General features: G+C 49.5%; 25 protein-coding genes. 21 read left to right on the plus strand and 4 right to left on the minus strand.

Translation table 11 applies throughout. The features are described from left to right. The first annotated feature begins 2 nt into the window (after positions 1–2). From rsmG to D3D03_RS09060, 3 genes are read left to right on the plus strand one after another with little or no spacing between them, the layout of a single operon-like run. Positions 3–719, plus strand: a complete 717-nt coding sequence (gene rsmG, locus D3D03_RS09050) for a 16S rRNA (guanine(527)-N(7))-methyltransferase RsmG (protein ID WP_119923394.1) — start codon at positions 3–5, stop codon at positions 717–719. Positions 720–767: 48 nt separating this feature from the next. Beyond that, complete coding sequence (gene noc / locus D3D03_RS09055; RefSeq protein ID WP_028105345.1) at positions 768–1,604, plus strand: nucleoid occlusion protein; 837 nt, start codon at positions 768–770, stop codon at positions 1,602–1,604. A gap of 41 nt (positions 1,605–1,645) precedes the next feature. After that, on the plus strand, positions 1,646–2,413 hold the full coding sequence (locus D3D03_RS09060) for a ParB/RepB/Spo0J family partition protein (RefSeq protein ID WP_119923395.1): 768 nt from the start codon (positions 1,646–1,648) through the stop codon (positions 2,411–2,413). A gap of 77 nt (positions 2,414–2,490) precedes the next feature. Here the strand turns inward: D3D03_RS09060 and yyaC are convergent, their stop codons facing one another. Next, the gene (gene yyaC / locus D3D03_RS09065; protein ID WP_035414299.1) at positions 2,491–3,108 is read right to left on the minus strand and encodes a spore protease YyaC; all 618 of its coding nucleotides are present in this window, start codon (positions 3,106–3,108) and stop codon (positions 2,491–2,493) included. Between the two features lie 183 nt (positions 3,109–3,291). Between yyaC and D3D03_RS09070 the strand changes: the two genes are divergently transcribed. The 16 genes from D3D03_RS09070 (at position 3,292) to D3D03_RS09145 (ending at position 19,586) form a co-directional block, all read left to right on the plus strand. Further along, positions 3,292–4,221, plus strand: coding sequence for a mechanosensitive ion channel family protein (locus tag D3D03_RS09070; protein WP_035387547.1), 930 nt, complete (start codon positions 3,292–3,294; stop codon positions 4,219–4,221). Then, positions 4,193–4,381, plus strand: coding sequence for a DUF951 domain-containing protein (locus D3D03_RS09075; RefSeq protein WP_012371900.1), 189 nt, complete (start codon positions 4,193–4,195; stop codon positions 4,379–4,381). Before D3D03_RS09070 ends, D3D03_RS09075 begins: the two co-directional genes overlap by 29 nt. A gap of 255 nt (positions 4,382–4,636) precedes the next feature. After that, positions 4,637–5,737 (plus strand): redox-regulated ATPase YchF, encoded by a 1,101-nt coding sequence (ychF, locus tag D3D03_RS09080; protein ID WP_026831594.1) that lies wholly within the window; start codon positions 4,637–4,639, stop codon positions 5,735–5,737. 123 nt (positions 5,738–5,860) lie between these two features. Continuing rightward, positions 5,861–6,148, plus strand: a complete 288-nt coding sequence (gene rpsF, locus D3D03_RS09085) for a 30S ribosomal protein S6 (protein ID WP_012371898.1) — start codon at positions 5,861–5,863, stop codon at positions 6,146–6,148. Positions 6,149–6,171: 23 nt separating this feature from the next. Then, complete coding sequence (locus D3D03_RS09090) at positions 6,172–6,699, plus strand: single-stranded DNA-binding protein (RefSeq protein ID WP_012371897.1); 528 nt, start codon at positions 6,172–6,174, stop codon at positions 6,697–6,699. 47 nt (positions 6,700–6,746) lie between these two features. Continuing rightward, positions 6,747–6,977: a 30S ribosomal protein S18 gene (rpsR, locus tag D3D03_RS09095; protein ID WP_012371896.1), complete on the plus strand. Its 231-nt coding sequence runs from the start codon at positions 6,747–6,749 to the stop codon at positions 6,975–6,977. Between the two features lie 138 nt (positions 6,978–7,115). Continuing rightward, positions 7,116–9,101: a DHH family phosphoesterase gene (locus D3D03_RS09100; protein WP_026831595.1), complete on the plus strand. Its 1,986-nt coding sequence runs from the start codon at positions 7,116–7,118 to the stop codon at positions 9,099–9,101. Beyond that, complete coding sequence (gene rplI, locus D3D03_RS09105) at positions 9,098–9,541, plus strand: 50S ribosomal protein L9 (RefSeq protein ID WP_026831596.1); 444 nt, start codon at positions 9,098–9,100, stop codon at positions 9,539–9,541. The genes D3D03_RS09100 and rplI overlap by 4 nt, the downstream gene beginning before the upstream one ends. A gap of 19 nt (positions 9,542–9,560) precedes the next feature. Beyond that, positions 9,561–10,913, plus strand: coding sequence for a replicative DNA helicase (gene dnaB, locus D3D03_RS09110; RefSeq protein WP_026831597.1), 1,353 nt, complete (start codon positions 9,561–9,563; stop codon positions 10,911–10,913). Positions 10,914–11,131: 218 nt separating this feature from the next. After that, the gene (locus tag D3D03_RS09115) at positions 11,132–12,424 is read left to right on the plus strand and encodes an adenylosuccinate synthase (protein ID WP_119923396.1); all 1,293 of its coding nucleotides are present in this window, start codon (positions 11,132–11,134) and stop codon (positions 12,422–12,424) included. Positions 12,425–12,665: 241 nt separating this feature from the next. Beyond that, positions 12,666–13,376 (plus strand): response regulator YycF, encoded by a 711-nt coding sequence (gene yycF, locus D3D03_RS09120; protein ID WP_026831599.1) that lies wholly within the window; start codon positions 12,666–12,668, stop codon positions 13,374–13,376. 2 nt (positions 13,377–13,378) lie between these two features. After that, a complete protein-coding gene (gene walK / locus D3D03_RS09125) occupies positions 13,379–15,229 on the plus strand; it encodes a cell wall metabolism sensor histidine kinase WalK (protein ID WP_026831600.1) in 1,851 nt (616 codons plus the stop codon). Beyond that, positions 15,226–16,542: a YycH family regulatory protein gene (locus D3D03_RS09130; RefSeq protein WP_026831601.1), complete on the plus strand. Its 1,317-nt coding sequence runs from the start codon at positions 15,226–15,228 to the stop codon at positions 16,540–16,542. Before walK ends, D3D03_RS09130 begins: the two co-directional genes overlap by 4 nt. A 6-nt stretch (positions 16,543–16,548) precedes the next feature. After that, complete coding sequence (locus tag D3D03_RS09135) at positions 16,549–17,385, plus strand: two-component system regulatory protein YycI (protein WP_026831602.1); 837 nt, start codon at positions 16,549–16,551, stop codon at positions 17,383–17,385. A 10-nt stretch (positions 17,386–17,395) separates the two neighbouring features. Continuing rightward, positions 17,396–18,187, plus strand: a complete 792-nt coding sequence (locus D3D03_RS09140) for an MBL fold metallo-hydrolase (RefSeq protein WP_026831603.1) — start codon at positions 17,396–17,398, stop codon at positions 18,185–18,187. Between the two features lie 106 nt (positions 18,188–18,293). Next, a complete protein-coding gene (locus D3D03_RS09145; RefSeq protein ID WP_035387548.1) occupies positions 18,294–19,586 on the plus strand; it encodes a S1C family serine protease in 1,293 nt (430 codons plus the stop codon). Between the two features lie 88 nt (positions 19,587–19,674). Here the strand turns inward: D3D03_RS09145 and D3D03_RS16735 are convergent, their stop codons facing one another. After that, positions 19,675–19,842 carry a hypothetical protein gene (locus tag D3D03_RS16735; RefSeq protein WP_158583695.1) on the minus strand — a complete coding sequence of 56 codons (168 nt, stop codon included), beginning with the start codon at positions 19,840–19,842 and terminating at the stop codon, positions 19,675–19,677. 110 nt (positions 19,843–19,952) lie between these two features. Here D3D03_RS16735 and D3D03_RS09150 point away from each other — a divergent pair, with 110 nt between their 5' ends. After that, on the plus strand, positions 19,953–20,114 hold the full coding sequence (locus D3D03_RS09150) for a CxxH/CxxC protein (protein WP_012371885.1): 162 nt from the start codon (positions 19,953–19,955) through the stop codon (positions 20,112–20,114). A gap of 72 nt (positions 20,115–20,186) precedes the next feature. After that, the gene (gene rlmH, locus D3D03_RS09155; protein WP_012371884.1) at positions 20,187–20,666 is read left to right on the plus strand and encodes a 23S rRNA (pseudouridine(1915)-N(3))-methyltransferase RlmH; all 480 of its coding nucleotides are present in this window, start codon (positions 20,187–20,189) and stop codon (positions 20,664–20,666) included. A 73-nt stretch (positions 20,667–20,739) separates the two neighbouring features. Here rlmH and D3D03_RS16900 read toward each other — a convergent pair whose 3' ends face one another. Both D3D03_RS16900 and D3D03_RS16905 read right to left on the minus strand, forming a co-directional pair. Beyond that, on the minus strand, positions 20,740–20,892 hold the full coding sequence (locus D3D03_RS16900) for an IS3 family transposase (protein WP_233550680.1): 153 nt from the start codon (positions 20,890–20,892) through the stop codon (positions 20,740–20,742). Positions 20,893–21,136: 244 nt separating this feature from the next. Further along, positions 21,137–21,448, minus strand: coding sequence for an IS3 family transposase (locus D3D03_RS16905; protein ID WP_326932298.1), 312 nt, complete (start codon positions 21,446–21,448; stop codon positions 21,137–21,139). Positions 21,449–22,329: the final 881 nt, after the last annotated feature.

Consider the following 22,329-nt stretch of genomic DNA (forward strand, 5'->3'; position numbering starts at 1 on the left):
GAATGAATCAACAGCAATTCGTAACAGCATTGGCGGAACAAGGTCTCGAAGTCTCGGAGCATCAATTGCAACAGTTCCGACGGTATTATGAACTACTCGTCGAATGGAACGAAAAAATGAATTTGACGGCGATCACGGATGAGGAAGGCGTTTATTTAAAACACTTTTACGATTCAATCACAGCAGCGTTCTACTTTGACTTCACGCAAGTCGAAACGGTTTGTGATGTCGGCGCCGGTGCCGGTTTCCCGAGTCTGCCGATCAAAATCATGTTCCCGCATCTGAAAGTCACGATCATCGATTCGCTGAATAAACGGATCGGCTTCTTGAACATGCTCGCGACGGAGCTTGAACTCGAAGGAGTCGCCTTCCATCATGGTCGGGCGGAAGAATTCGGGAAAAATAAACAGTTCCGGGAACATTTTGATGTCGTGACGGCCCGTGCGGTCGCCCGGATGTCGGTGCTTGCGGAGTACTGTCTGCCTCTTGCCAAAGTCGGCGGTCAATTCGTGGCCTTAAAAGCCGCGAAACTGGGCGAAGAGCTCGAAGAAGGGGCAACAGCCTTGAAAGTGTTAGGTGGGAATTTGCGGGAAAGTTTCCAATTCCAATTGCCAGGTGAGGAAAGTGAGCGTAATATCGTTATTGTCGATAAAAAACGATTAACACCCGGGAAATATCCGCGTAAAGCAGGTACACCGGCGAAAGATCCACTAGGTTAAACACCGTTTCACGTGAAACGATGACTGATGAAGGCGAGGTACACCAACGTGAAGAATGCAATTGCCAAACTGCTCGGTAAGGGAGGACAAACCGCTGCCCTTAAGCTGGATCCACAAGACACTGTCCGCGAGTTGAAATTAACGGAACTGGTGGCAAACCAGTTCCAGCCGCGGACCGTTTTTGACGGGGAGCGGATTACTGAACTAGCGACCACGATCGAAGAACATGGTTTACTGCAACCGATTGTCGTCCGAAAACAAGGTGAAGGGTACGAAATCATCGCCGGCGAACGCCGTTTTCGGGCTGTACAATCGCTCGGATGGGATACGATTCCCGCCATCATTAAACAGATGACGGACGAGACGACGGCTGCCCTCGCACTCATCGAAAATCTGCAACGTGAAGAGCTGACGCCGATTGAAGAAGCGGAAGCGTATGCCCGATTACTGGCGATGCAAGAAATCACCCAGGAAGTGTTGGCGCGCCGACTCGGACGGAGTCAGTCGACGATCGCGAATAAGCTCCGCTTACTCCGGTTGCCGGACACGGTCCGGGAAGCCCTCAAGCAACGCCAGATTACGGAACGGCATGCCCGCGCCCTTCTGCCGTTAAAAGAAACCGACTTACAGACTCAGGTCTTAAGCGAAATCATCGAACGGGAATGGAACGTCAAGGAAACGGAACAACGGGTCGAACGTCTGTTGACGCCGAAAGTTCCGAAAAAACGTCATAAAAGTTTTGCCCGGGACACGCGGATTGCTTTAAATACAATTCGGGATTCCGTTGATATGATCGAACGGACCGGTTTGACGGTCGAAAAAGAAGAACTGGATTGCGAAGAATATGTCGAGGTGCGGATCCGCATCGTGAAGGCACGTCCGTAACGAGCGGTCGTGCCTTCCGCTACGTTTAGGAGAGATTACGTATGAATGAAATACCAATTGGAGCCATTCGGCCCAATCCCGGACAGCCGCGCAAGCAGTTTCACGAAAAGGCGTTGGCGGAATTGTCCAACTCCTTGAAACGACACGGGATGATCCAACCGATTGTCGTCCGTCCACGCGAAGGGTTTTACGAAATCGTTGCCGGCGAGCGACGGTATCAAGCGGCGAAGCAGGCCGGATTTTCACGTGTCCCCGTCCTGATCATCGAAGCGAATGAAACCCGTGTCATGGAGCTGGCGTTGATTGAAAACATTCAGCGCGCCGATTTGAGTGCGATTGAAGAAGCGATGGCGTACGCTGAGATGCTCAAAGAGTTTAACGTCACGCAGGCGGAACTGGCGAATCGGGTCGGGAAAAGCCGGTCCCATATCACGAACAGTCTCCGCTTGTTGCAGTTGCCGGTCGATGTCCAGCAAGCCGTCATGGAAGAACGGTTATCGATGGGACATGCCCGTGCCTTGTTGGCCTTAAAAAATCCGCTGAAAATCGAACGGATGGCCGAACGGGTCATGCGGGAAAATTGGACGGTTCGCCGCCTCGAACAGGAATTGCGGGAGAAAAAACAGGCACGACCTGTTACGGTGAAACCGACAGAGTTGGATTTCATCGAGGAAGCTTTACGGGACCGGATCGGGGCGACGGTTCGGATCAAAACGACGAAGCAGGCCGGGAAACTGGAGATTGATTTCATCGATGAAGACGATTTGAACCGGATTCTCGAACTGCTCCTGCCGGAAGAACACGAATAAAAGGATCCACTCCGTACCAATGCGGAGTGGATCCTTTTGATTGAACGTACGTCAGGATCGTCGGACAGATGAGTCGATCAAATCGAGCGTGGTGTGAAGGAAATCGTGGTACGGGTCGTCTCGGCGGACAGCTTGGTGTCGAGTAAGGCAAAACTGTCGGCGACCAATTCCGCCAATTCATAGACGAGGTGCAGTCGTGTATTTTGTAAAATCATCATTTCCATGAAACCACTGACATTGACGACGGCCTTGATATTAAAATCACCGACGGCCGGCAATTCTTTTTGGACACCGGCACCCGGTGCAAGCGGACCTTCGGAGAAGAAGACGTGCCCGACACTCGACAATCGACCGAGGCAGGCATCGATCGCGATGACAAGCGGACGATAGTGTGTCGTCTGAATCGAGTGGATGGTCTCTGCCAGATTCAACGCGTGGACCGGCTTGGCCAGCGTTCCGTAGACATGCATGTTCGACGGACGGTTTTTTTCCAAAAAGGTCCCGACGAGTGGCCCAAGCGAATCACCGGTCGAGCGGTCGGAGCCGATGCAAACGAGTACGACGGGACGGTTGTCTTTCATCGCACTGACCTGCTCATGTAGTTGTTCCGCGAGTCGTTCTTTGGCGAACGGTTCGGTATATTCTAAAAAGAAGGAATAGGGCTTTTTTTCATGGGAATGGAACCGGAAATTCATCGAGATCATCCTTTCTTCTCCTGGTGTCAGCGTCTTGGTGTCATGGTGAGAGTGAAGGCGTTCTGTAATGATTTTCCTTTCCCGGTTTTTAAGAAAATCTAACGTCAAAATCGGTTCTTTAGTTGAAAGTCATTTAAAATCACGTATACTGTCGTAATAGAGAGAATGGAAAGGATGGAGAGAATGGCTACCAATCAAGATGTACAAAATTCAGTCGCCCAAGTGGATCGGATTTTTGAACAAGTCATGGATGCAGACATGTGGATTCGGTTTGGACTCAAGTTGTTGATCGCCCTGATCATCATCGCCGGTTTTTATATATTGACGCGTGTGTTGACGGGGGCGGTGTCGAGGCTGTTTACGATTCGAAAGATCAATGAACATGATTATCTGGCACAACGTCAAAACGAGACGTTATTGAAATTGTTGCAAAATGCGATTCGGTACGTTCTCGGAATCGTCATGTTGCTGACGGTGCTCAGTCAGTTCGGCATTAACATCACCGGACTTGTCGCCAGTGCCGGTATCGCCGGGCTTGCCATCTCATTCGGGGCAAAGAACTTGGTTCAGGATATCATCACGGGAGCCTTCATCATCTTCGAACGCCAATTTAAAGTCGGCGACTTTGTCCGGGTCGGCTTGATCGAAGGGGTCGTGACGGAACTCGGAATTCGGACGACGAAGTTAAAAGGATTAAATGGAGAAATCCATATCATCCCGAACGGTCAAATCTTACAGGTGACGAACTTCTCCGTCGACAACAGTTTTGCTTTAGTCGATGTTCAAGTCTCGTATGAAGAAGATTTGGAACGGGTCGAACGGGTTCTCCATCAAATTGCCGATACGACGACAAAAAAATATGAAGACATGTTCGTCGAACCGATTCAAATGCTGGGTGTCCAGACGCTTGGACCGTCTGAAGTCGTCTACCGCTTGATGGCAGAAGTCCCGCCGATGCAACACTTCCAGGCAGGACGCTTAATCCGGAAAGAACTGAAACAAGGACTGGAACTGGAAGGAATCAAGATTCCATATCCACGGATGGTCATGATGAACACAGAACAAGGGAATGGTGGTCAAGCCGATGATGCCAAAAACGTACAATCTTCATGATTATGTCGAAATGAAAAAACAACATCCGTGCGGCACGAATCGATGGCAAATCATTCGGGTCGGAATGGATATCCGGATCAAGTGTCAAGGTTGCGGTGCGAGCATCCTGATGCCGCGCCGGGATTTTGACAAACGCCTCAAAAAAGTATTACCTGAATGACTCTGAAGAAGAATCCGGAAACCAGCCGGATTCTTTTTTTCGTTCACATCGCAGGAAACACGTCATCCGTTGCCTCAGACTATGAAAAAATGTACATCAAACAGCGGGACGGTTAAAAAAGAACCAGCATCTCCTTGCTTAAAAAAATTGAACTATCTATAATTGTGAAAGATGTGCTGACGTGGTGTAATCATTCTACCCACTGCGGCCGCTAGCACGGATTTCCTAGGAAATACCGAAAAGGAGGAATTCCAAGTGGGATTAACAGCAGGAATCGTTGGCTTACCAAACGTAGGAAAATCAACACTTTTTAATGCAATTACACAAGCAGGTGTCGAGGCGGCGAACTATCCGTTCGCGACAATCGATCCAAACGTCGGTGTCGTCGAGGTGCCGGACGCACGTCTTCGCAAATTGACGGAACTCGTCAACCCGAAGAAGACCATCCCGACAGCATTCGAATTTACGGATATCGCGGGAATCGTCAAGGGCGCGTCAAAAGGAGAAGGACTGGGAAATAAATTCTTGGCCAACATCCGTGAAGTGGACGCGATCTGTCAAGTCGTGCGTTGTTTCATCGACGAAAACATCACGCACGTCTCAGGAAAAGTGTCACCAATCGATGATATCGAGACGATCAACCTCGAGTTGATCCTCGCCGATCTCGAACAGGTGGAAAAACGGATCCAACGCGTTCAAAAACAAGTAAAATCGCGTGATAAAAACGCAGCAGGTGAACTTGAAGCACTCGAAATCGTCTTGGCTCTACTGGAAGACGAAAAACCGGCCCGTCTCGCAGAATTAAATGAAGATCAAGCGGCAATCGTCAAACACTTCCAATTGTTGACGATGAAACCGATGCTGTACGTCGCAAACGTCGGGGAAGACGAAGTCGCTGACGCCGACAGCAACGAAAACGTCCGTTTGGTTCGTGAATTCGCTGCACAAGAAGGGGCAGAAGTCATCGTCATTTGTGCCCGGATCGAAGAAGAAATCGCTGAACTCGAGCCGGAAGAACGCCAAGAGTTCCTCGTCGATCTCGGAATCGAAGAATCAGGTCTCGACCAGTTGATCCACGCGGCTTACAACACGCTTGGACTGGCTACGTACTTCACGGCAGGCGAAAAAGAAGTCCGCGCCTGGACGTTCAAAAAAGGGATGAAAGCGCCACAATGTGCGGGTGTCATCCACTCTGACTTCGAACGTGGTTTCATTCGTGCTGAAGTTGTCGCTTACGACGATTTAGCAGCAGCTGGAAACATGGCGACCGTCAAAGAACAGGGTCGTTACCGTTCTGAAGGAAAAGAATATGTCTTCCAAGACGGCGATGTTGTCACATTCCGCTTCAACGTTTAAGCGAAGCAAACGAATCTTTATTGCATAAACCAAAATACTTTGATAGTATTAACAAATGTGAGTAATGAATTATTGCTCCTTGCTCGATGAATCGAGCCGCCAGTCCAAGAGGAGGTGACAGATATGCGTAAATACGAAGTACTTTACATCATCCGTCCGGAAGTTGATGAGGAAGCACGAAAAGCTCTAGTTGAGCGTTTCAACAAAGTCCTCACTGACAACGGTGGTACAGTTGAAAAAACAACTGAAATGGGTAAACGTCGTTTTGCTTACGAAATCAATGATATGCGTGAAGGTTTCTACGTTCTTCTTAACGTGACTGCTGAACCAGCAGCTACAAAAGAACTTGACCGTCTCATGAAGATCAGTGACGATATCGTTCGCTTAATGATTACAAAAGACGAGAAATAAGCTGAAACAGGAGAGTGATTCTGATGATTAACCGCGTCGTTTTAGTCGGTCGGTTAACTCGTGACCCTGAAATGCGTTATACGCAGAGCGGGATTGCGGTAACGCGATTCACACTCGCTTGTGACCGTCCGTTTACAGGACAAGATGGGAAGCGAGAAGCTGACTTCATCGATTGCGTCGTTTGGCGCAAGCAAGCAGAAAACGTTGCTCAGTATTTGAAAAAAGGGAGCCTTGCAGGTGTTGAGGGTCGCCTTCAGATTAGTAGCTATGACGATAAAGATGGTCAACGTCGTTATCGTGCAGAAGTCGTCGCGGATAGTGTTCGATTCCTAGAATCACGCAATGCAAGCCGTTCTTCCGATAGTGATAGCTACTCTTCGAATTCAAATACAGGTGGAAACGGGAATGCTGCAGGATGGGGTTCACAGCAACAGCAGAACAACTCTTCCTCGCCAGCACCGGCTTCATCTTCATCGAACTCGGGCTTCGGCGCTGATCCGTTCAGCGGCGGCAGTTCGATCGATCTTTCAGACGACGATCTCCCATTCTAATGGGAACGTCGGATTGAAAAATTTACTCTAAAAAGGAGGTTAATCACATGGCACGTCGTCCAGGTGGAAAACGTCGTCGTAAAGTATGTTACTTCACGTCGAACCACATCACTCATATCGATTATAAAGACGTAGAACTTCTCAAACGTTTCATTTCGGAACGTGGAAAGATTCTTCCACGTCGTGTGACTGGTACTTCAGCGAAATACCAACGTCCACTTACAATCGCAATCAAACGTTCACGTCAAATGGCTTTAATTCCATACGTAGCTGACTGATTACGGTCTGGCGCTTTTCCTTTTCGAAGGAAGAGCGCTTTTTTTCGCTTCGCTTTCAACCTGTCCTGCTTTTCGGTTATAATATACAAGTTAACGAATTTTTTAAGAAGAGTCTATTCAGTATACAAGGAGGACGCGATGGGGTCAGGTCAGCAGGTATCACCCGAACGAGAACGACGATTCTTTCGTTTCGTTCCGTATCTATTAATCGTGGCTCTACTGTTTGTCGTCGCCGTCGATCACCCCGTTATCGCAGCAATTGGTGCCGTCTTGACGACAGGTCTGTTTGCCCTTCATATTCTGGAGGAGCGACGTGGTCGGAAGTCGTGGGAAAAATATGTCGCCGGCATCTCGATTCAAGTGGAAGACACAGGTCAGGACGCTCTGACGAACATGCCGATCGGAATCTTACTGTATGACGAAGAGACACGCGTCACATGGTTTAATGATCCGATGCGCGAGATTTTTGACGACTTGGCGATGGGGAACATCTTGACGGATCTCGATCCGTTGTTCGTCGAGATGATTGCTGTGGATGAGGATCAGGCGACGCTCGAGATCGGTGAATCGGTCTATCGTGTGTTTTCGAACAGTGAAAACCGGACATTCTATTTGTTTGATATGACAGAAGAAGCCCAGGTCGAACAACAGTTAGTGGACAATCAAACCGTCATTGGCGTCATTTATCTGGATAACTATGATGAGATGACACAAGGGATCGAGGATCAGCTGCGCAGTGAGCTGAACAGCCGTGTAACACAACTGTTGAACCATTGGGCGGCCGATCACGGAACGTATATCAAACGAACCGCTTCCGACCGTTACTTCATCGTGACGACGGAAGAGAATTTACGGATCTTGGAACGCTCGAAGTTTTCGATTTTAGATACGGTCCGGGAAGAAACGAGTCAACGTGGTGTCCAACTGACGTTGTCGATCGGAATCGGCTGCGGCAGTGACCCGATCCCTGCGCTTGGACTGATGGCACAATCTAGTTTAGATTTAGCATTAGGACGAGGCGGCGATCAAGTCGTCATCAAACGGGACGGTAAGGTTCGTTTCTACGGCGGGAAAACCAATCCGACCGAAAAGCGGACCCGTGTCCGTGCCCGGGTCATTGCCAACTCCCTGCGTGATTTAATGCAGGAATCCAGTCGGATCCTGATCATGGGTCACCGGAATCCGGATATGGATTCCCTGGGTTCCTCGATCGGAATCCTGAAACTCGCCGAGATGAACGATAAAGAGGCACACATCGTCCTGCCGGAAGCAGAAATCGGTCAAGGCATCCGGCGGATGATGAACGAAATCAGCGAGGAACCGAAACTTGCGACCCGTTTCGTCAACGCTTTCCAGGCGGATCAGTTGATTGATGATCAAGCCTTACTGATCATCGTCGATACCCACAAACCGTCACTCGTCGTCGTTCCGGCATTACTCGATCGTTTCGAACGGATGGTCGTCATTGACCACCATCGACGGGGAGAGGACTTCATTGAAGAACCGGTCCTCGTCTACCTCGAACCGTATGCGTCGTCGACGTCTGAACTCGTGACGGAACTGATTGAGTATCAGCCGACGAATCAAAAACTGGCGATGCTTGAAGCAACGGCCTTACTGGCCGGCATCATCGTCGATACAAAAGGTTTTACGTTACGGACCGGCTCCCGGACGTTCGACGCGGCTTCCTATTTGCGTTCGCAAGGTGCCGATACGGTCTTAGTCCAAGAGTTCCTCAGTCAGGACCTTGAGACGTATGTCGAACAATCGCATATCTTAGAGCGGACGGAAGTCTATGCCGCCGGGATGGCGATTGCGACGGCTGAGCCGGGGGTTATCCATGATCAAGTCTTGATCGCGCAAACAGCGGATCAACTCTTGTCCCTCCAAGGCATCCGGGCTGCGTTCGTCATTGCGGAACTGCAGGACGGACGGACGGCGATCAGTGCCCGTTCGCTTGGTGAGGTCAATGTCCAGCTGATCATGGAGACGCTCGGAGGCGGCGGTCATTTAACGAATGCCGCGACCCAGATGACCGAATCCGTGTTGACGGTTGCGACAGAATTACGAAAAGCGATTGATCACTATTTAGAAGATGAAACAAAAGGAGAGGAAACAGAATGAAAGTTATTTTCTTACAAGATGTAAAAGGCCAAGGTAAAACAGGAGACGTCAAAGAAGTCGCCGATGCATACGCAAACAACGTATTATTCAAAAAGAAACTAGCACGTCCGGCAACGACCGGGAACCTCAAGCAACATGAGGCACACGAGCGCAGAGCAGCTGAAGAAGCGAAACAAGCGTTACTTGATGCCCAAGCGTTAAAAGACAAGATCGAAAAAGAAACAATCGTCGTTTCGACAAAAACAGGTGAAGGCGGTCGTGTCTTCGGATCAGTCACAAGCAAACAAATCGCCGACGAGTTAAAACAGATGGGCTACAAGATCGATAAACGTAAAATCGAACTCGAGCACCCGATCAAAACACTCGGCGTCACGAAAGTACCGCTTAAATTGCACAATGAAGTCACAGCCACGCTCAACGTTCAGGTCAAAGAAGCGTGACTAGAAAAGGGGACCGGTGATGAGTGATCTAATGCAAAATACGCCACCCCAAAGCATTGAGGCGGAACAAGCCGTCCTTGGGGCGATCATGATCGATGCTGATCGACTGATCAGTGCGTCCGAACGATTATTGCCACAAGATTTTTACCGGGCAGCGCACCAACGGATTTTTGAGACGATGCTCGTCTTGTCGGACCGCGGCGAAGCGATTGACTTGGTTACGGTCACGGCGGAACTCAGTACGCTCGGCATCCTCGAGGAAGTCGGCGGACTGGCGTACCTCGGTGAACTCGCGGAAGGGGTTCCGACTGCGGCGAACATCAATTACTACGTCAATGTCGTCGATCAAAAGTCAACGTTACGCCGACTGATCCGGACGGCCAATGAAATCGTCACGGATGGCTATGAACGGCAAAACGAGGTCGACGTCCTGCTGAATGAAGCAGAACGGAAGATTCTCGAAGTCTCACAAGGAAAAGGAAGCGCGAGCTTCATTCCGATTTCGGACGTCTTGACGAGTGCCTACGCGACGATTGACAAGCTGCACAAACAAAGCGGTGAGACGACCGGGATTCCAACCGGATTCCGCGACCTCGATCAAGTCACGGCCGGCTTCCAACGAAACGATTTGATCATCGTGGCGGCCCGTCCGTCTGTCGGGAAAACGGCATTCGCCTTGAACATCTCCCAAAACGTCGCGACCCGTGCTGACGAGAACGTCGCCATCTTCAGTCTTGAGATGGGGGCGGAACAACTCGTCATGCGGATGTTGTGTGCGGAAGGGAACGTTGATGCACAGCGTCTCCGGACCGGACAGCTGGAGGACGAGGACTGGGGTAAACTATCACTTGCGATGAGCAGTCTGTCTCAGGCCGGCATCTATATCGACGATACGCCGGGCATCCGGGTGAACGACATCCGGGCGAAATGCCGTCGTCTGAAGCAGGAACACGGTCTCGGGATGATCATGATTGATTACCTTCAATTGATTCAAGGGAACGGCCGCTCAAGCGATAACCGGCAACAGGAAGTCTCTGAGATTTCCCGGTCCTTGAAGTCGCTTGCCCGTGAACTCGAAGTCCCCGTCATTGCGTTATCCCAGTTATCACGGGGAGTGGAGAGCCGGCAGGACAAACGGCCGATGATGTCCGATATCCGGGAATCCGGAGCAATCGAGCAGGATGCCGATATCGTCGCTTTCTTGTACCGCGATGATTACTACAACAAAGAAACGGAAGATGCGAACACGATCGAGATCATCATCGCCAAGCAGCGGAATGGTCCGACCGGTACCGTCAAACTCGCCTTCCGGAAAGAATTTAATAAGTTCGTGGATCTTGAGCCAAGCAATTCGTATGCACCACCTGCTTAAATCCATTCGATTCTCCTCTGCCGATTCCGGCAGGGGAGTTTTTTGAATCGTTATGTTCGAATATCTTGAAGAGAAAGGAAAAAAGTGATTTAAAATCGCGTTTTAAACGAACGAAAGAGAAATGTAACAATAAATCGTTCGGTATTTGGTTGACTTCTGTTTTTTTCCGCGTTACACTTAGTCGTGGTTTTGAATCGTACGTGGAGGTGGATGAGAATATGTCATCAGTAGTAGTAGTCGGAACACAGTGGGGCGATGAAGGAAAAGGGAAAATCACCGATTTTCTTTCGAAAAAAGCCGATGTCGTCGCTCGTTATCAAGGTGGAGACAACGCAGGACATACGATTGTATTTAACAATGAGACGTATAAGTTACACTTGATTCCATCAGGGATCTTTTACTCAGACAAGAAATGTGTCATCGGGAACGGTTTGGTCGTCAACCCGAAATCGCTCGTCAAGGAATTGAAGTATCTGCACGATCGTGGTGTTTCAACAGATAACTTACTTATTTCAAACCGGGCACATGTCATCTTGCCATATCACCAACTGCAGGATCAGCTCGAAGAAGAGGCAAAAGGCGATGCAAAAGTCGGAACGACGCTCAAAGGAATCGGACCGTGCTACATGGATAAAGCAGCACGAATCGGAATCCGGATGGCAGACTTGCTCGATAAAGAAACATTCGCTGAAAAACTAAAAATCGTCCTCGAACAAAAAAATCGGATGTTCACGAAGATGTATGATGCGGAAGCGATTGCGTTCGATGATATTTTCGAAGAATACTATGCGTACGGTCAAGAGTTCGCGAAATATGTCTGCGATACATCAGTCGTCGTCAACGACAGCCTCGACAAAGGGGAAAAAGTCCTCTTCGAAGGCGCACAAGGCGTGTTGCTTGATCTGGATCACGGAACGTATCCGTTCGTCACATCATCCAACGCCTCTGCTGGCGGCGTCGCCTCAGGCGTCGGTGTTGGTCCAGCCCGAATCGATCATGTCGTCGGTGTCTGTAAAGCGTACACGTCACGTGTCGGTGATGGTCCTTTCCCAACAGAACTGTTTGACGAAATCGGTCACCAGATTCGTGAAGTCGGCCGTGAATACGGTACGACGACAGGCCGTCCACGCCGTGTCGGTTGGTTTGATTCGGTGGTTGTGCGTCACTCACGCCGGACAAGCGGTTTAACAGATCTTTCGCTCAACTCGATCGATGTCCTGACAGGAATCGATACTCTTAAAATCTGTACGTCGTACGAGTTTAACGGCAAACAGATTGACGAGTATCCAGCAAGCTTCCGTGATCTCGAAGCGTGTGTGCCGGTGTATGAAGAGTTACCGGGCTGGAAAGAAGATATCACGCATATCCGCAAGTTTGAGGATCTGCCGATCAATGCCCAAAACTATGTGAAACGAATTGCTGATTTAACAGGCATCTCACTCGTGACATTCTCAGTCGGACCCGGACGGGAACAGACGGTTGTCCTGCGTGACCTGTACGAAGAAGCGTAATTGTTGAAGCAGTTTCAGATGTCAGATCTGAAGCTGCTTTTTTTATATCCCACTAAGCGAAAACATTCACAAAATGAATCAAAAAAGCGTATACTAAAAGTAATGTTTCACGTGGAACGACGAACGTGGACGAGTCATGTAGTCCATCGAGTGGCGCCGGGAGTTTCCGTCGCCACCTTTCTATATGGATTAAAAACAGGTAAAATAGATTGAATAGAAATTTTCTAAGGGGGAACACCCAGTGACGGAACGTAAAATCCTCGTCGTCGATGACGAGCAGCCGATTGCGGATATATTAAAATTTAAATTAGAAAAAGAAGGTTACAGTGTAGACGTAGCGAACGATGGTGTCGAAGCGCTTGAGAAAGTCGAAGAATTCAAACCCGACCTCATCCTCCTCGATATCATGTTGCCGCTGATGGACGGAATGGAAGTCTGCCGGGAAGTCCGGAAGACGTCAAAAGTGCCGATCATCATGCTGACAGCAAAAGACTCGGAGATCGATACGGTTCTTGGTCTTGAACTGGGGGCGAATGACTACGTGACGAAACCATTCAGTTCACGGGAATTGTTGGCCCGTGTCAAAGCACATTTACGGAATGTGAATGTGGTCGAGGCGACGCCTGCCAATGCTGGACCGGGTCCGTTGAAAGTAGGAGAACTGTATATCGATACGAATTCTCATACCGTCACACGACAAGATCAAAAAATCGAACTCACACAACGTGAATTCGAACTGTTGCACTATTTAGCGAAAAATATCGGACAAGTCATGACCCGTGAACATTTATTGCAAACGGTCTGGGGATACGATTACTTTGGAGATGTGCGGACGGTCGACGTGACCGTGCGTCGTTTGCGTGAAAAAGTCGAAGATAACCCAAGTACACCAATCTACATCATGACCCGCCGCGGTGTCGGCTATTATCTCCAAGACGGGGAGAATGAATAACGATGTTAAAAGGAACGAACTTTTTTAAATCGATCCAGTGGAAGCTTGTCGTCATTTACGCGTTGTTGATTTTAGTTGCGATGCAAGTCATTGGTGTTTATTTCGTTCGTTCGCTTGAAAAGCAGTACATTACGAACTTCTCAAAATCTGTCGAAGACCGAGCCGGACTGGTTGCGTACAATGTCGGTAAGGAATTTGATAAGACAGGCGATGATGAAGCCTCAAAACGGCAGTTGTCTGATTCCCTTGGACAACTGCTGTCTGAGTTTAGTAGTGGCTCCACTTCAAGGAACGATATTCTCGAAGTCCAAATCATCGATCAGGACTCGATCATCCAAGCGACGTCCGATGAAGACAACCAATCGGCTGTCGGGCAACGGGCGACCAACTCGCTGATCAAGAAGGCCCAGGCGACCAGTTCCTCCCGTGTCGATACGGTCCTTGATCCCGGAACAGAAGATAAGATCCGGATCTTTGCGGTCCCTGTGACCTCGGAACGGACCGGCGCGACGACGGGCATGATTTACGTCCGGGCTTCGATGGAATCGATTTACGCCCAGATGCAACAAGTCACACGGATCTTGGCAACGGGGACAGTGATTGCACTCGTCATCACGTCAATTCTTGGTGTCCTGTTATCGCGGACGATCACCCGTCCGATTTCCGATATGCGACGGCAGGCGATTGAGATGCGGCGCGGGAATTTCTCGCGGAAAGTAAAAGTGTATTCGGATGACGAAATTGGTCAGCTGGCCCGCTCCTTCAACGAACTGACGGACGAGCTGCTTGAAGCCAATGCGACGACGGAAGCCGAACGGCGGAAGTTGACGAGCGTCCTTGAAAACATGACGGACGGGGTCATTGCGACGGACCGGACGTTACGGGTCATCTTGATGAATGACCAGGCGAAGGATATCGTCGGCATGGATGATGCCGGTATCGTCGGCATGAACCTGAAGGATCTGCTTGCACTCGGAGACGACTTCATGATTCCGGAAGACGGAACGATGCCACCCCGCCTGCTTGATTTCAGCAGCGAAGATGAACTGTTCCTGGTCCGGGCATTTTTCTCACCGGTCAAAAAACACAGTGGTCCGATTACCGGGATGATCATCGTCCTGCATGACGTCACTGAGCAGGAACAAGTCGAACAGGACCGCCGCGAATTCGTCGCGAACGTCAGTCACGAGCTCCGGACACCGCTGACGACGATGCGGAGTTACCTCGAAGCCTTGGCAGAAGGGGCGTATCAGGACGAAGAATTGGCACCACGATTCCTCGAGACGACACAAAACGAGACGGAACGGATGATCCGTCTTGTCACCGATCTGTTGCAACTGTCGAAAATGGACAGCAAGGAATACAAGATGAACAAAGTCCGCTTTGATTACATCCAGTTCCTGAACGAGATTCTCGACCGCCATGACATGACGAAGCCGGAACGGATTCGCTTCCGGCGGAAAATCATGAAACGCAAAGTCTACATCCGCGGGGATCAGGATAAATTGATTCAAGTCGCGGACAACATCTTGACGAATGCGATCAAATATTCACCGGAAGGCGGGACGATCACCGTCCGGACGATGCTCCGGGCCAAACGGATTGTCATCAGCATCAAGGATGAAGGGGTCGGTATTCCGAAAGCGAACCTGCAGAAGATCTTTGAACGGTTCTACCGGGTCGATAAAGCCCGCGCCCGTAAGATTGGCGGGACCGGACTCGGTCTCTCGATTGCGAAAGACGTCGTCTCGGCACACGGTGGCGACATCTGGGCAGAAAGCGAGTGGGGACGCGGGACGACGATCTACTTTACACTTCCGTATGAGGTGATCGAAGAGGTGGATATCGGATGACGAGACAGCGCCTGAAATCAATCCTCTTGATTTTGTTGGTCAGCGGCTCGATTGTGCAGACCGCCATGCTCTGGACGTACCATCCGAGCAGTGAATCGATTGAACAAGAAGAAGTGTCGTTTAATGAAATCGATGCTTCGAAGACTGTCGAAGGCAATCAGCTGGTCAATCCGGAACTCGTCGTCTACTCGAACGGGGAAACGGCTTACCAGACACAGATCATCGGCCGGACGATTCTTAACCGGATCGGCGCGTCGTTTGATGTCGGTGTACTGGTTTTAACGGATAAGGCGTCGAATATCCCGAACAGCAAACGAAGTGTCGAAATGATTTTCCCGACACCGATCAGTGCGAAGATGCTCGAGGAATTGCTCGGCGAAGACCAGATTGCGATGTCGGAACCGATCAAGCGGCTGTATCTGCTCGATTACGAAGGACCGATTCTCCGGCTCGAATCGACGACCGGCCGCTTCAAGGACTTTAAGCTGATCGGCGACGACACGGTCTTAAAACGTCTGTTTGCCTACGATAAGAAAAAACCGATGACGAAAGTGGAGCTCAAGGGCGGCGATTACACGTATGTCCCGAGTAATCCGCCACGGCTCGAAGAAGTGTTTGTCTACGATGAAGTCGCACAGGATCCGAAACCGCTCAAGCGGCTTGAAAGTGCGTTCTTTACGGAAAACTCAAACGTTCAGCAAATCAAGAGTCGGGACGATCTCGACGTCTTGACGGACGGCGTCAGTGTCTCGACGTACGACCGGGATTACAACGCGTTTCGTTTTAATACATTATCACCGAACACCCAGACGTCTTCCGTCGATTACAGTACACTCGTCAGCTACATCAACATTCACGGCGGCTGGCTCGATCAGGTGACGCAACGCAGCGGATTCCGCTACTACTTCGACCAGATGTCGAAATCGGATGAAGAACAGTCGGCAATCTTCCGCCTGTATCTGAACCGGTACCCGGTCTTCGGTGAAACGGGACCGTTGCTGGAGCAACCGGAATTTGATCTGGCGACGATTAAGATCAACTTCGAAGAAAATCAAATCCGTTCCCTCAGCCGGAGCATGTTGCGGGCCGACCGGAAGCTGTTGCTCCGCGAAACGACGTTGCCGTCGATCGAGCGGATCGAACAACAACTGCAGGAAGCGGATCTGCGCGATCAGATTTCCGGTATTCGAATGGGTTACGAGATGACGTACCAAATTTCAACAAGTCGCTCTGCGTTGTTCAAACCGACATGGTTCATTAAACAAAACGGGAAATGGATGACGGTCGATCAAGCTACCGAAAAAGAGGGGTAAGGATTCATGGATTGGAGTAAAGCAAAAACGTTACTGATTCTGACTTTCCTGATTCTGAACGTCTATCTTGCCGTTCAGCTGATTGATCGGATGGTCGATCCCCGGATCGCAACGACGAACGCGGACGGGAAAACCGTTTTGAAAGAACGGAAGATTGATGAAAAAAAACTGCAGCCGGTCTCGAAGGAGATTGGTTATCTGACGGCGGAAGTGGATTCCAGTTCACTCGCTCCGAAACCCGGGTCACCGATTCAGGATGCGATCACATCGGTCAAAAACCAAATCGAATGGTCCGTCCGGCTGACGAAGCCGCATCCGCTCGAAGCGAAGGCGATGCGTGATTCAGCGACATCATTTGTCCAGGCATCAGTTGTCTACGGGACGGATTATACGTTTTGGAAGTATGACAGCAAACGCAAAGAGATGACGTTCGTTCAGACGTACAAGGAACAACCGCTGTATTCGACGCCGCAACAGTCGCGTGAGGATGATGCGATGATTGGTCCGTCGTTACTCGTGCTCCAGTTGAACGAACAAAAGGAAATCGTCAGCTACAAACAACGTCACTTAAACAAAGTCGTCCGTCAGGCTCAGGATGTTACGTTATTGTCCGCGAGTGAGTCCGTCATCCAACTGTCGGAGCAGGGTCTGTTCCCGGCTTCAAAACGGATGACGAGTCAAAAGCTCGGCTACTTCTGTCTGATGACGGAAGGAACGAAGTCGGTGCAGATCTTACCGCCGACATGGCAGATTGAACTGAACGGAGAAGAACTGTATTTCGTCAACGCGATTGACGGCGGAGTCCAGACCATCGAACGGCTTGATACCGTTTCAGAGAAATGAGGAATGCACGATGAGCCTACACTACAGCGTCCTTGCCAGTGGCTCGACGGGGAATGCCCTCTACATCGAAAGTGAACAGACCCGCCTGCTCGTCGACGCCGGTCTGACCGGAAAAGCGATGCTCGCCCTGTTCGACCAGATCCACCGGTCACCGGATCAGATTGACGGTTTGTTCGTCACCCACGAACATTCGGATCATATCAAAGGCGTCGGCATCATGGCGCGGAAGTACAATATCCCGCTCTATGCGAACGAAAAGACGTGGGCGGCGATGGAAGCGAAGATCGGCAAGATCGATCCCGCACTGAAGTTCCTGTGGGAAGTCGGCGAGGTCAAACAGTTCGGTGACATCGAGGTCGAATCGTTTAACGTCAGTCATGACGCGGCCGATCCGATGTTTTTCCAGTTCGCCCATGAGGGAAAACGGCTGGCTCACATCACGGATACAGGTTACGTCTCGGACCGGATGAAAGGTGTCATCCGCGGCGCCGATGCCTATATTTTTGAAGCGAACCACGATATCGGGATGCTTCAGATGGGGCATTACCCGTGGAGCGTCAAACGGCGGATCCTCGGCGATTACGGTCACGTCTCGAACGAAGACGCAGCGATCGCGATGAGCGAAGTGCTCGACGACCGGACGAAACGGATCCATATGGCCCACTTGAGTAAGGACAACAACATGAAGGAGCTGGCCCGGATGAGTGTCTCCCAGACGCTCGCGAGCCGCGATGTCGACCTCAGCAAGATCCAGTTGCTCGACACCGATCCCGTCATTCCGACGCCGCTTTTGAAGCTCTGATTATGGGAAATTACTGAATATGCTCAAAAGACCCCCACATTTGGCTAACTCGCCACGTGATGGGGGTATACTTGTGTAAAGAGAGTTTAGAAGGAGGCGTGTGTCGATGGATCGACCAGAAGAACCACGGAACGAATCAGATCAGCCTTACGCATCGACCGATGAGACAAGCGGCTTTCCGCCGCGACGACCAAGTGAAGACGAGCCGGTCAGTCCTTATCGTGAATCATATGAAGAAGAACCACCTGCACCAAAACGCCGCGGCGGCGGGAAAGCCTTTTTTGTCGGCTTGATCGGCGGAATCATCGGGGCGCTGTTGATTGCCTTGATCGCCTGGCCGTTCGTCCGTGACGAGATGACGAGTCCGGCACCGGTCTCGACGGCAACACCGGAACAAGCGGCATCAAACGCGACGGAATCGGAAAACGATATCGTCGGCGCCGTCAGTCAGACGAGAGAAGCCGTCGTCAGCGTGACGAACCTGCAAAACTCGTTCCAAGGCGGTGCGCAAGAGACGGGTGCTGGATCCGGTGTCATCTATAAAAAAGATGGCAACAAAGCCTATGTCGTCACGAACTATCACGTCGTCGAAGGAGCCAGCCGCTTGTCGGTCACGTTGTCGGACGGAACGGCACTCGAAGCGAAAGTCCTTGGAGAAGATCCGACGTACGATTTAGCCGTCTTGTCGATTGATGCTTCAAAAGTGACACAAGTCGTAAAACTCGGTGATTCGGATACGTTACGTGCCGGAGAAACGGTCCTTGCAATCGGGAATCCGCTCGGGATTTTTGCAAACTCGGTGACACGTGGTGTCATCAGTGCCCAGGAACGGACGGTGCCGGTTGATACGAACAAGGACGGTCAGCAGGACTTCAACACCGAAGTCATTCAGACCGATGCCGCAATCAATCCTGGTAACTCGGGCGGAGCGCTCATCAATACGTCCGGTCAATTGATCGGAATCAACTCGATGAAGATTGCCGAAGCGAGTGTCGAAGGGGTCGGTTTTGCGATTCCAATCAACGAAGCGTTACCGATCATGCGTGATCTCGAACAAAACGGTGAAGTGATTCGTCCGCAACTCGGGATTCAGATCCGGGACGTCCAGGAGTTCCCGAGCGGTTTCCGGGAAGATCGTCTGAAGTTACCGAATGACGTCACCCGTGGGATTGTCGTCGTCGGTTTGACGGGCAACAGCGGAGCGGAAAAAGCAGGGATGAAAGAAAATGATGTCATCGTTGAAATCAACGGCAAGGACATCAACTCGTTTGCCGATCTGAAAAGTGTCCTGTACCGGGATGCGAAAGTCGGCGATAACGTCAAGGTGACGTTCTACCGGGGCGGTGAGAAACAGACACTGGATGTCAAACTGTCGGCGCAAGCCGCGACGGTGCAATAACAGATTCAGATCAACTACTCGTATGCGTACGGGTAGTTTTTTTGTGCACAGAAAAGATGGTGTCTCCTGTGTTCATCGTGATTCGCGGTCACGCGCTTTCCTCAGGCGAGGAACAAGCCGCGGGCTTCTTGCCTGTCGGCGTCGATGCCCGGGTCTCGTTTTCCTCTGACAGCGCGGGCGAGCCGCGCTTTTTCCTGTAGGAGTCGCGTGCAGCGGACACGATGAAGGAATTGGTGGTGAGGCGGAAGCCGATCAAGGAAGTAACTCCAAAGAGGAGGTGTGGATAACTTTTTTCAGTGAGGGAAGTCAATTTTTGTTATACTGGTAGCGGATAAATGTGGATAACTTAAAAGGAGGAAAAGACCTGTGGATAAATATGTCTGTTTAGAACACGTCGAGTTAGCGCTCGACGAAGTAGTCGATGAAACGGAAGAGTACCCGATTTTGGAAGAGGTGCCAGCAGAAAAAAACGTTACATGTGAGTACTGTGACCAGCCCGCGACATATCTTGTGTCAAGCAAAAAATAATTATCAACATGTGGACATGTGGATAACTCTGTGGATAACTCCTGAATTTTCTGTCAGAAAGCGAGAAAAATGATGCAAATTACCATTATCACGGTCGGAAAGCTGAAAGAGAAGTACTTGAAGCAAGGGATTGCCGAATATACGAAACGTCTTGGCGCCTATTGTTCGATTCAAGAAATCGAGGTGCCGGACGAAAAAGCACCGGAACAATTAAGTGACGCCGAGATGCAGCAAGTGAAAAAAAAAGAGGGCGAACGGATTTTAGCGAAGATTGGACCGGATGTTCATGTCTACGCACTTGCTATCGAAGGAAAGCAACGGACGAGTGAACAGTTTGCGACAGAACTCGATCGACTGGCGACGTACGGCAAAAGTAAAATCGCGTTTGTCATCGGCGGATCACTTGGTCTCGCACCGGAAGTCATGCAACGGGCAAACGATACGATTTCATTCTCAAAGATGACGTTCCCGCATCAGTTGATGAAGATGATTTTGTGTGAGCAGATTTATCGGGCATATCGGATTAATCGGAATGAACCGTATCATAAGTAAGTACGGTTTTTAAATGAAAGATATAAAGTGAACTGCTCCCCGTCAAGTAGATAGGATAAATAATAAAAATCACTTAAACGGCTTGAGCTCTGTATTCTAATGGAGTCAAGCCGTTTAATCGTTGTTGGTACCGTTCTAGATTGTAGAAATGAATATACTTTTGAATCGCAAGCTGGAGTTCGTCGAACTCCGTAAACTTATGTAGATAATAACTTTCGCATTTCAAGGTTCCTCAAAAGAACTCGATCGGACCATTATCGATACATTTCCCAACCTGAGACATACTTTGTATAATGCCTGCCACGCGTGTCATGTGGCGGAACGAATGGACGTATATTGGAACCCTCGATCATTATGAAGCAAGGGATAGCTTCCCGGTGCGCCCTGAAGGGCGAGTTCAAGCGTATCGAACACGAGCTGATTATTGTTAGAGTGCACTATGCCTTAGAACAAAGGCACAGATGGATCCATCATATAGGTCTAGAATGCCATTCAAATACGCCTTCTGAGAAGCACCATACTTCAATTCCGTGACGTCCGTCACCCATTTTTTGATTCGGTCCTGCCGAATTGAAATCACGGTTCAGAATGTTCTCGGTGGTCGGTTGAGGACGATTACGAACGAACAAAGGACGTTGGCGTATGACGCAATGAATACCGGTGACATGCATCAGGTGACGTACACGCTTGACATTAACGTTTCTTCCGAAAAGACGTTTCAAGTTCAATGTCATCCGTCGATAGCCATAGGTTCCTTTCACCGAAAGGTGAATCTCGTTCATTTCTTAGATGAGTTTCATGTTTTCAGTCTCATGTGCTTTCAGTATATCTATACGACGTAACCACTTGTAGTAGGCAGCGCGCGAGATACCTGCTAGATGACATAGAGCTATGATCGGGTAACCGAATTGCTCTACTGATGATTAAATAGCTTCGTATTTATCTTGAAGACGAATTTGACTTAACGTGACCTCCTTTCGATCTCCTTTAACTTTTTTAGGAAGTCGTTCTCCATGTGTAGATGTTCATTTTCTTTCTCCAGTCGATTCCGTCCTTCTCAAACTTCCTTATCTAGCTATAAATTTTTTGATAGTAGACCCGATGGGTCTTTAATAGTATTTCCCATTTTCTATACAGTCCATAACTGCTTAAACACGCTCTTCGAATGTAGTGATTCTACCTTTAGTCACACTGGATCTCACCTTCAATGGTTTTCCTTGAATATTATGACTAGTATATTTCCGAATCCATCTTGCAAGTACGCTTAAACTCGAAATATTAAACCGTACCGTAGCGCTAGTGAGCGATTCTTCTTGAGTCAGAACTGCGCGTACAGCCTTCATTTTTAGTTATTCTGGATAACCTGTCCATTCTGTTTGATCACGGAGTGCCAAGGAGCCGTATATACGATATTTTCCTCTTCATCTATTTAAGGTCGTGACTGAAAAATCGAAGAGCGAGGATATTGACTTGATTGAGTCTGTTCCATTCTCATACATCTTAATGATGCGTAGTTTTTGATCCATTGAAAAATTAGACGTAGATATAGAAAAAGCTCCCTTCAAAAAGTGGACAGTTTTTGATATTTCAACTGTCTACCTTTTGGGGAGCATATCAAAGTATATATTCTTTCTTTTTTTTATTATAATTGTTGAAGACAAGT

This window comes from Exiguobacterium sp. RIT452, assembly GCF_003598705.1.
Taxonomy (GTDB): Bacteria; Bacillota; Bacilli; order Exiguobacteriales; family Exiguobacteriaceae; genus Exiguobacterium_A; species Exiguobacterium_A undae.

What these genes read in the sequence shown, in the direction of transcription:
- rsmG (WP_119923394.1), top strand. Translation starts at nt 3, where the DNA reads ATGAATCAACAGCAATTCGTAACAGCATTGGCGGAACAAGGTCTCGAA.
- D3D03_RS09060 (WP_119923395.1), top strand. Translation starts at nt 1,646, where the DNA reads ATGAATGAAATACCAATTGGAGCCATTCGGCCCAATCCCGGACAGCCG.
- yyaC (WP_035414299.1), bottom strand. Translation starts at nt 3,108, where the DNA reads ATGAATTTCCGGTTCCATTCCCATGAAAAAAAGCCCTATTCCTTCTTT.
- D3D03_RS09070 (WP_035387547.1), top strand. Translation starts at nt 3,292, where the DNA reads ATGGCTACCAATCAAGATGTACAAAATTCAGTCGCCCAAGTGGATCGG.
- D3D03_RS09075 (WP_012371900.1), top strand. Translation starts at nt 4,193, where the DNA reads ATGATGCCAAAAACGTACAATCTTCATGATTATGTCGAAATGAAAAAA.
- rpsF (WP_012371898.1), top strand. Translation starts at nt 5,861, where the DNA reads ATGCGTAAATACGAAGTACTTTACATCATCCGTCCGGAAGTTGATGAG.
- D3D03_RS09090 (WP_012371897.1), top strand. Translation starts at nt 6,172, where the DNA reads ATGATTAACCGCGTCGTTTTAGTCGGTCGGTTAACTCGTGACCCTGAA.
- rpsR (WP_012371896.1), top strand. Translation starts at nt 6,747, where the DNA reads ATGGCACGTCGTCCAGGTGGAAAACGTCGTCGTAAAGTATGTTACTTC.
- D3D03_RS09100 (WP_026831595.1), top strand. Translation starts at nt 7,116, where the DNA reads ATGGGGTCAGGTCAGCAGGTATCACCCGAACGAGAACGACGATTCTTT.
- rplI (WP_026831596.1), top strand. Translation starts at nt 9,098, where the DNA reads ATGAAAGTTATTTTCTTACAAGATGTAAAAGGCCAAGGTAAAACAGGA.
- dnaB (WP_026831597.1), top strand. Translation starts at nt 9,561, where the DNA reads ATGAGTGATCTAATGCAAAATACGCCACCCCAAAGCATTGAGGCGGAA.
- D3D03_RS09115 (WP_119923396.1), top strand. Translation starts at nt 11,132, where the DNA reads ATGTCATCAGTAGTAGTAGTCGGAACACAGTGGGGCGATGAAGGAAAA.
- walK (WP_026831600.1), top strand. Translation starts at nt 13,379, where the DNA reads ATGTTAAAAGGAACGAACTTTTTTAAATCGATCCAGTGGAAGCTTGTC.
- D3D03_RS09130 (WP_026831601.1), top strand. Translation starts at nt 15,226, where the DNA reads ATGACGAGACAGCGCCTGAAATCAATCCTCTTGATTTTGTTGGTCAGC.
- D3D03_RS09135 (WP_026831602.1), top strand. Translation starts at nt 16,549, where the DNA reads ATGGATTGGAGTAAAGCAAAAACGTTACTGATTCTGACTTTCCTGATT.
- D3D03_RS09140 (WP_026831603.1), top strand. Translation starts at nt 17,396, where the DNA reads ATGAGCCTACACTACAGCGTCCTTGCCAGTGGCTCGACGGGGAATGCC.
- D3D03_RS09145 (WP_035387548.1), top strand. Translation starts at nt 18,294, where the DNA reads ATGGATCGACCAGAAGAACCACGGAACGAATCAGATCAGCCTTACGCA.
- rlmH (WP_012371884.1), top strand. Translation starts at nt 20,187, where the DNA reads ATGCAAATTACCATTATCACGGTCGGAAAGCTGAAAGAGAAGTACTTG.
- D3D03_RS16905 (WP_326932298.1), bottom strand. Translation starts at nt 21,448, where the DNA reads ATGAACGAGATTCACCTTTCGGTGAAAGGAACCTATGGCTATCGACGG.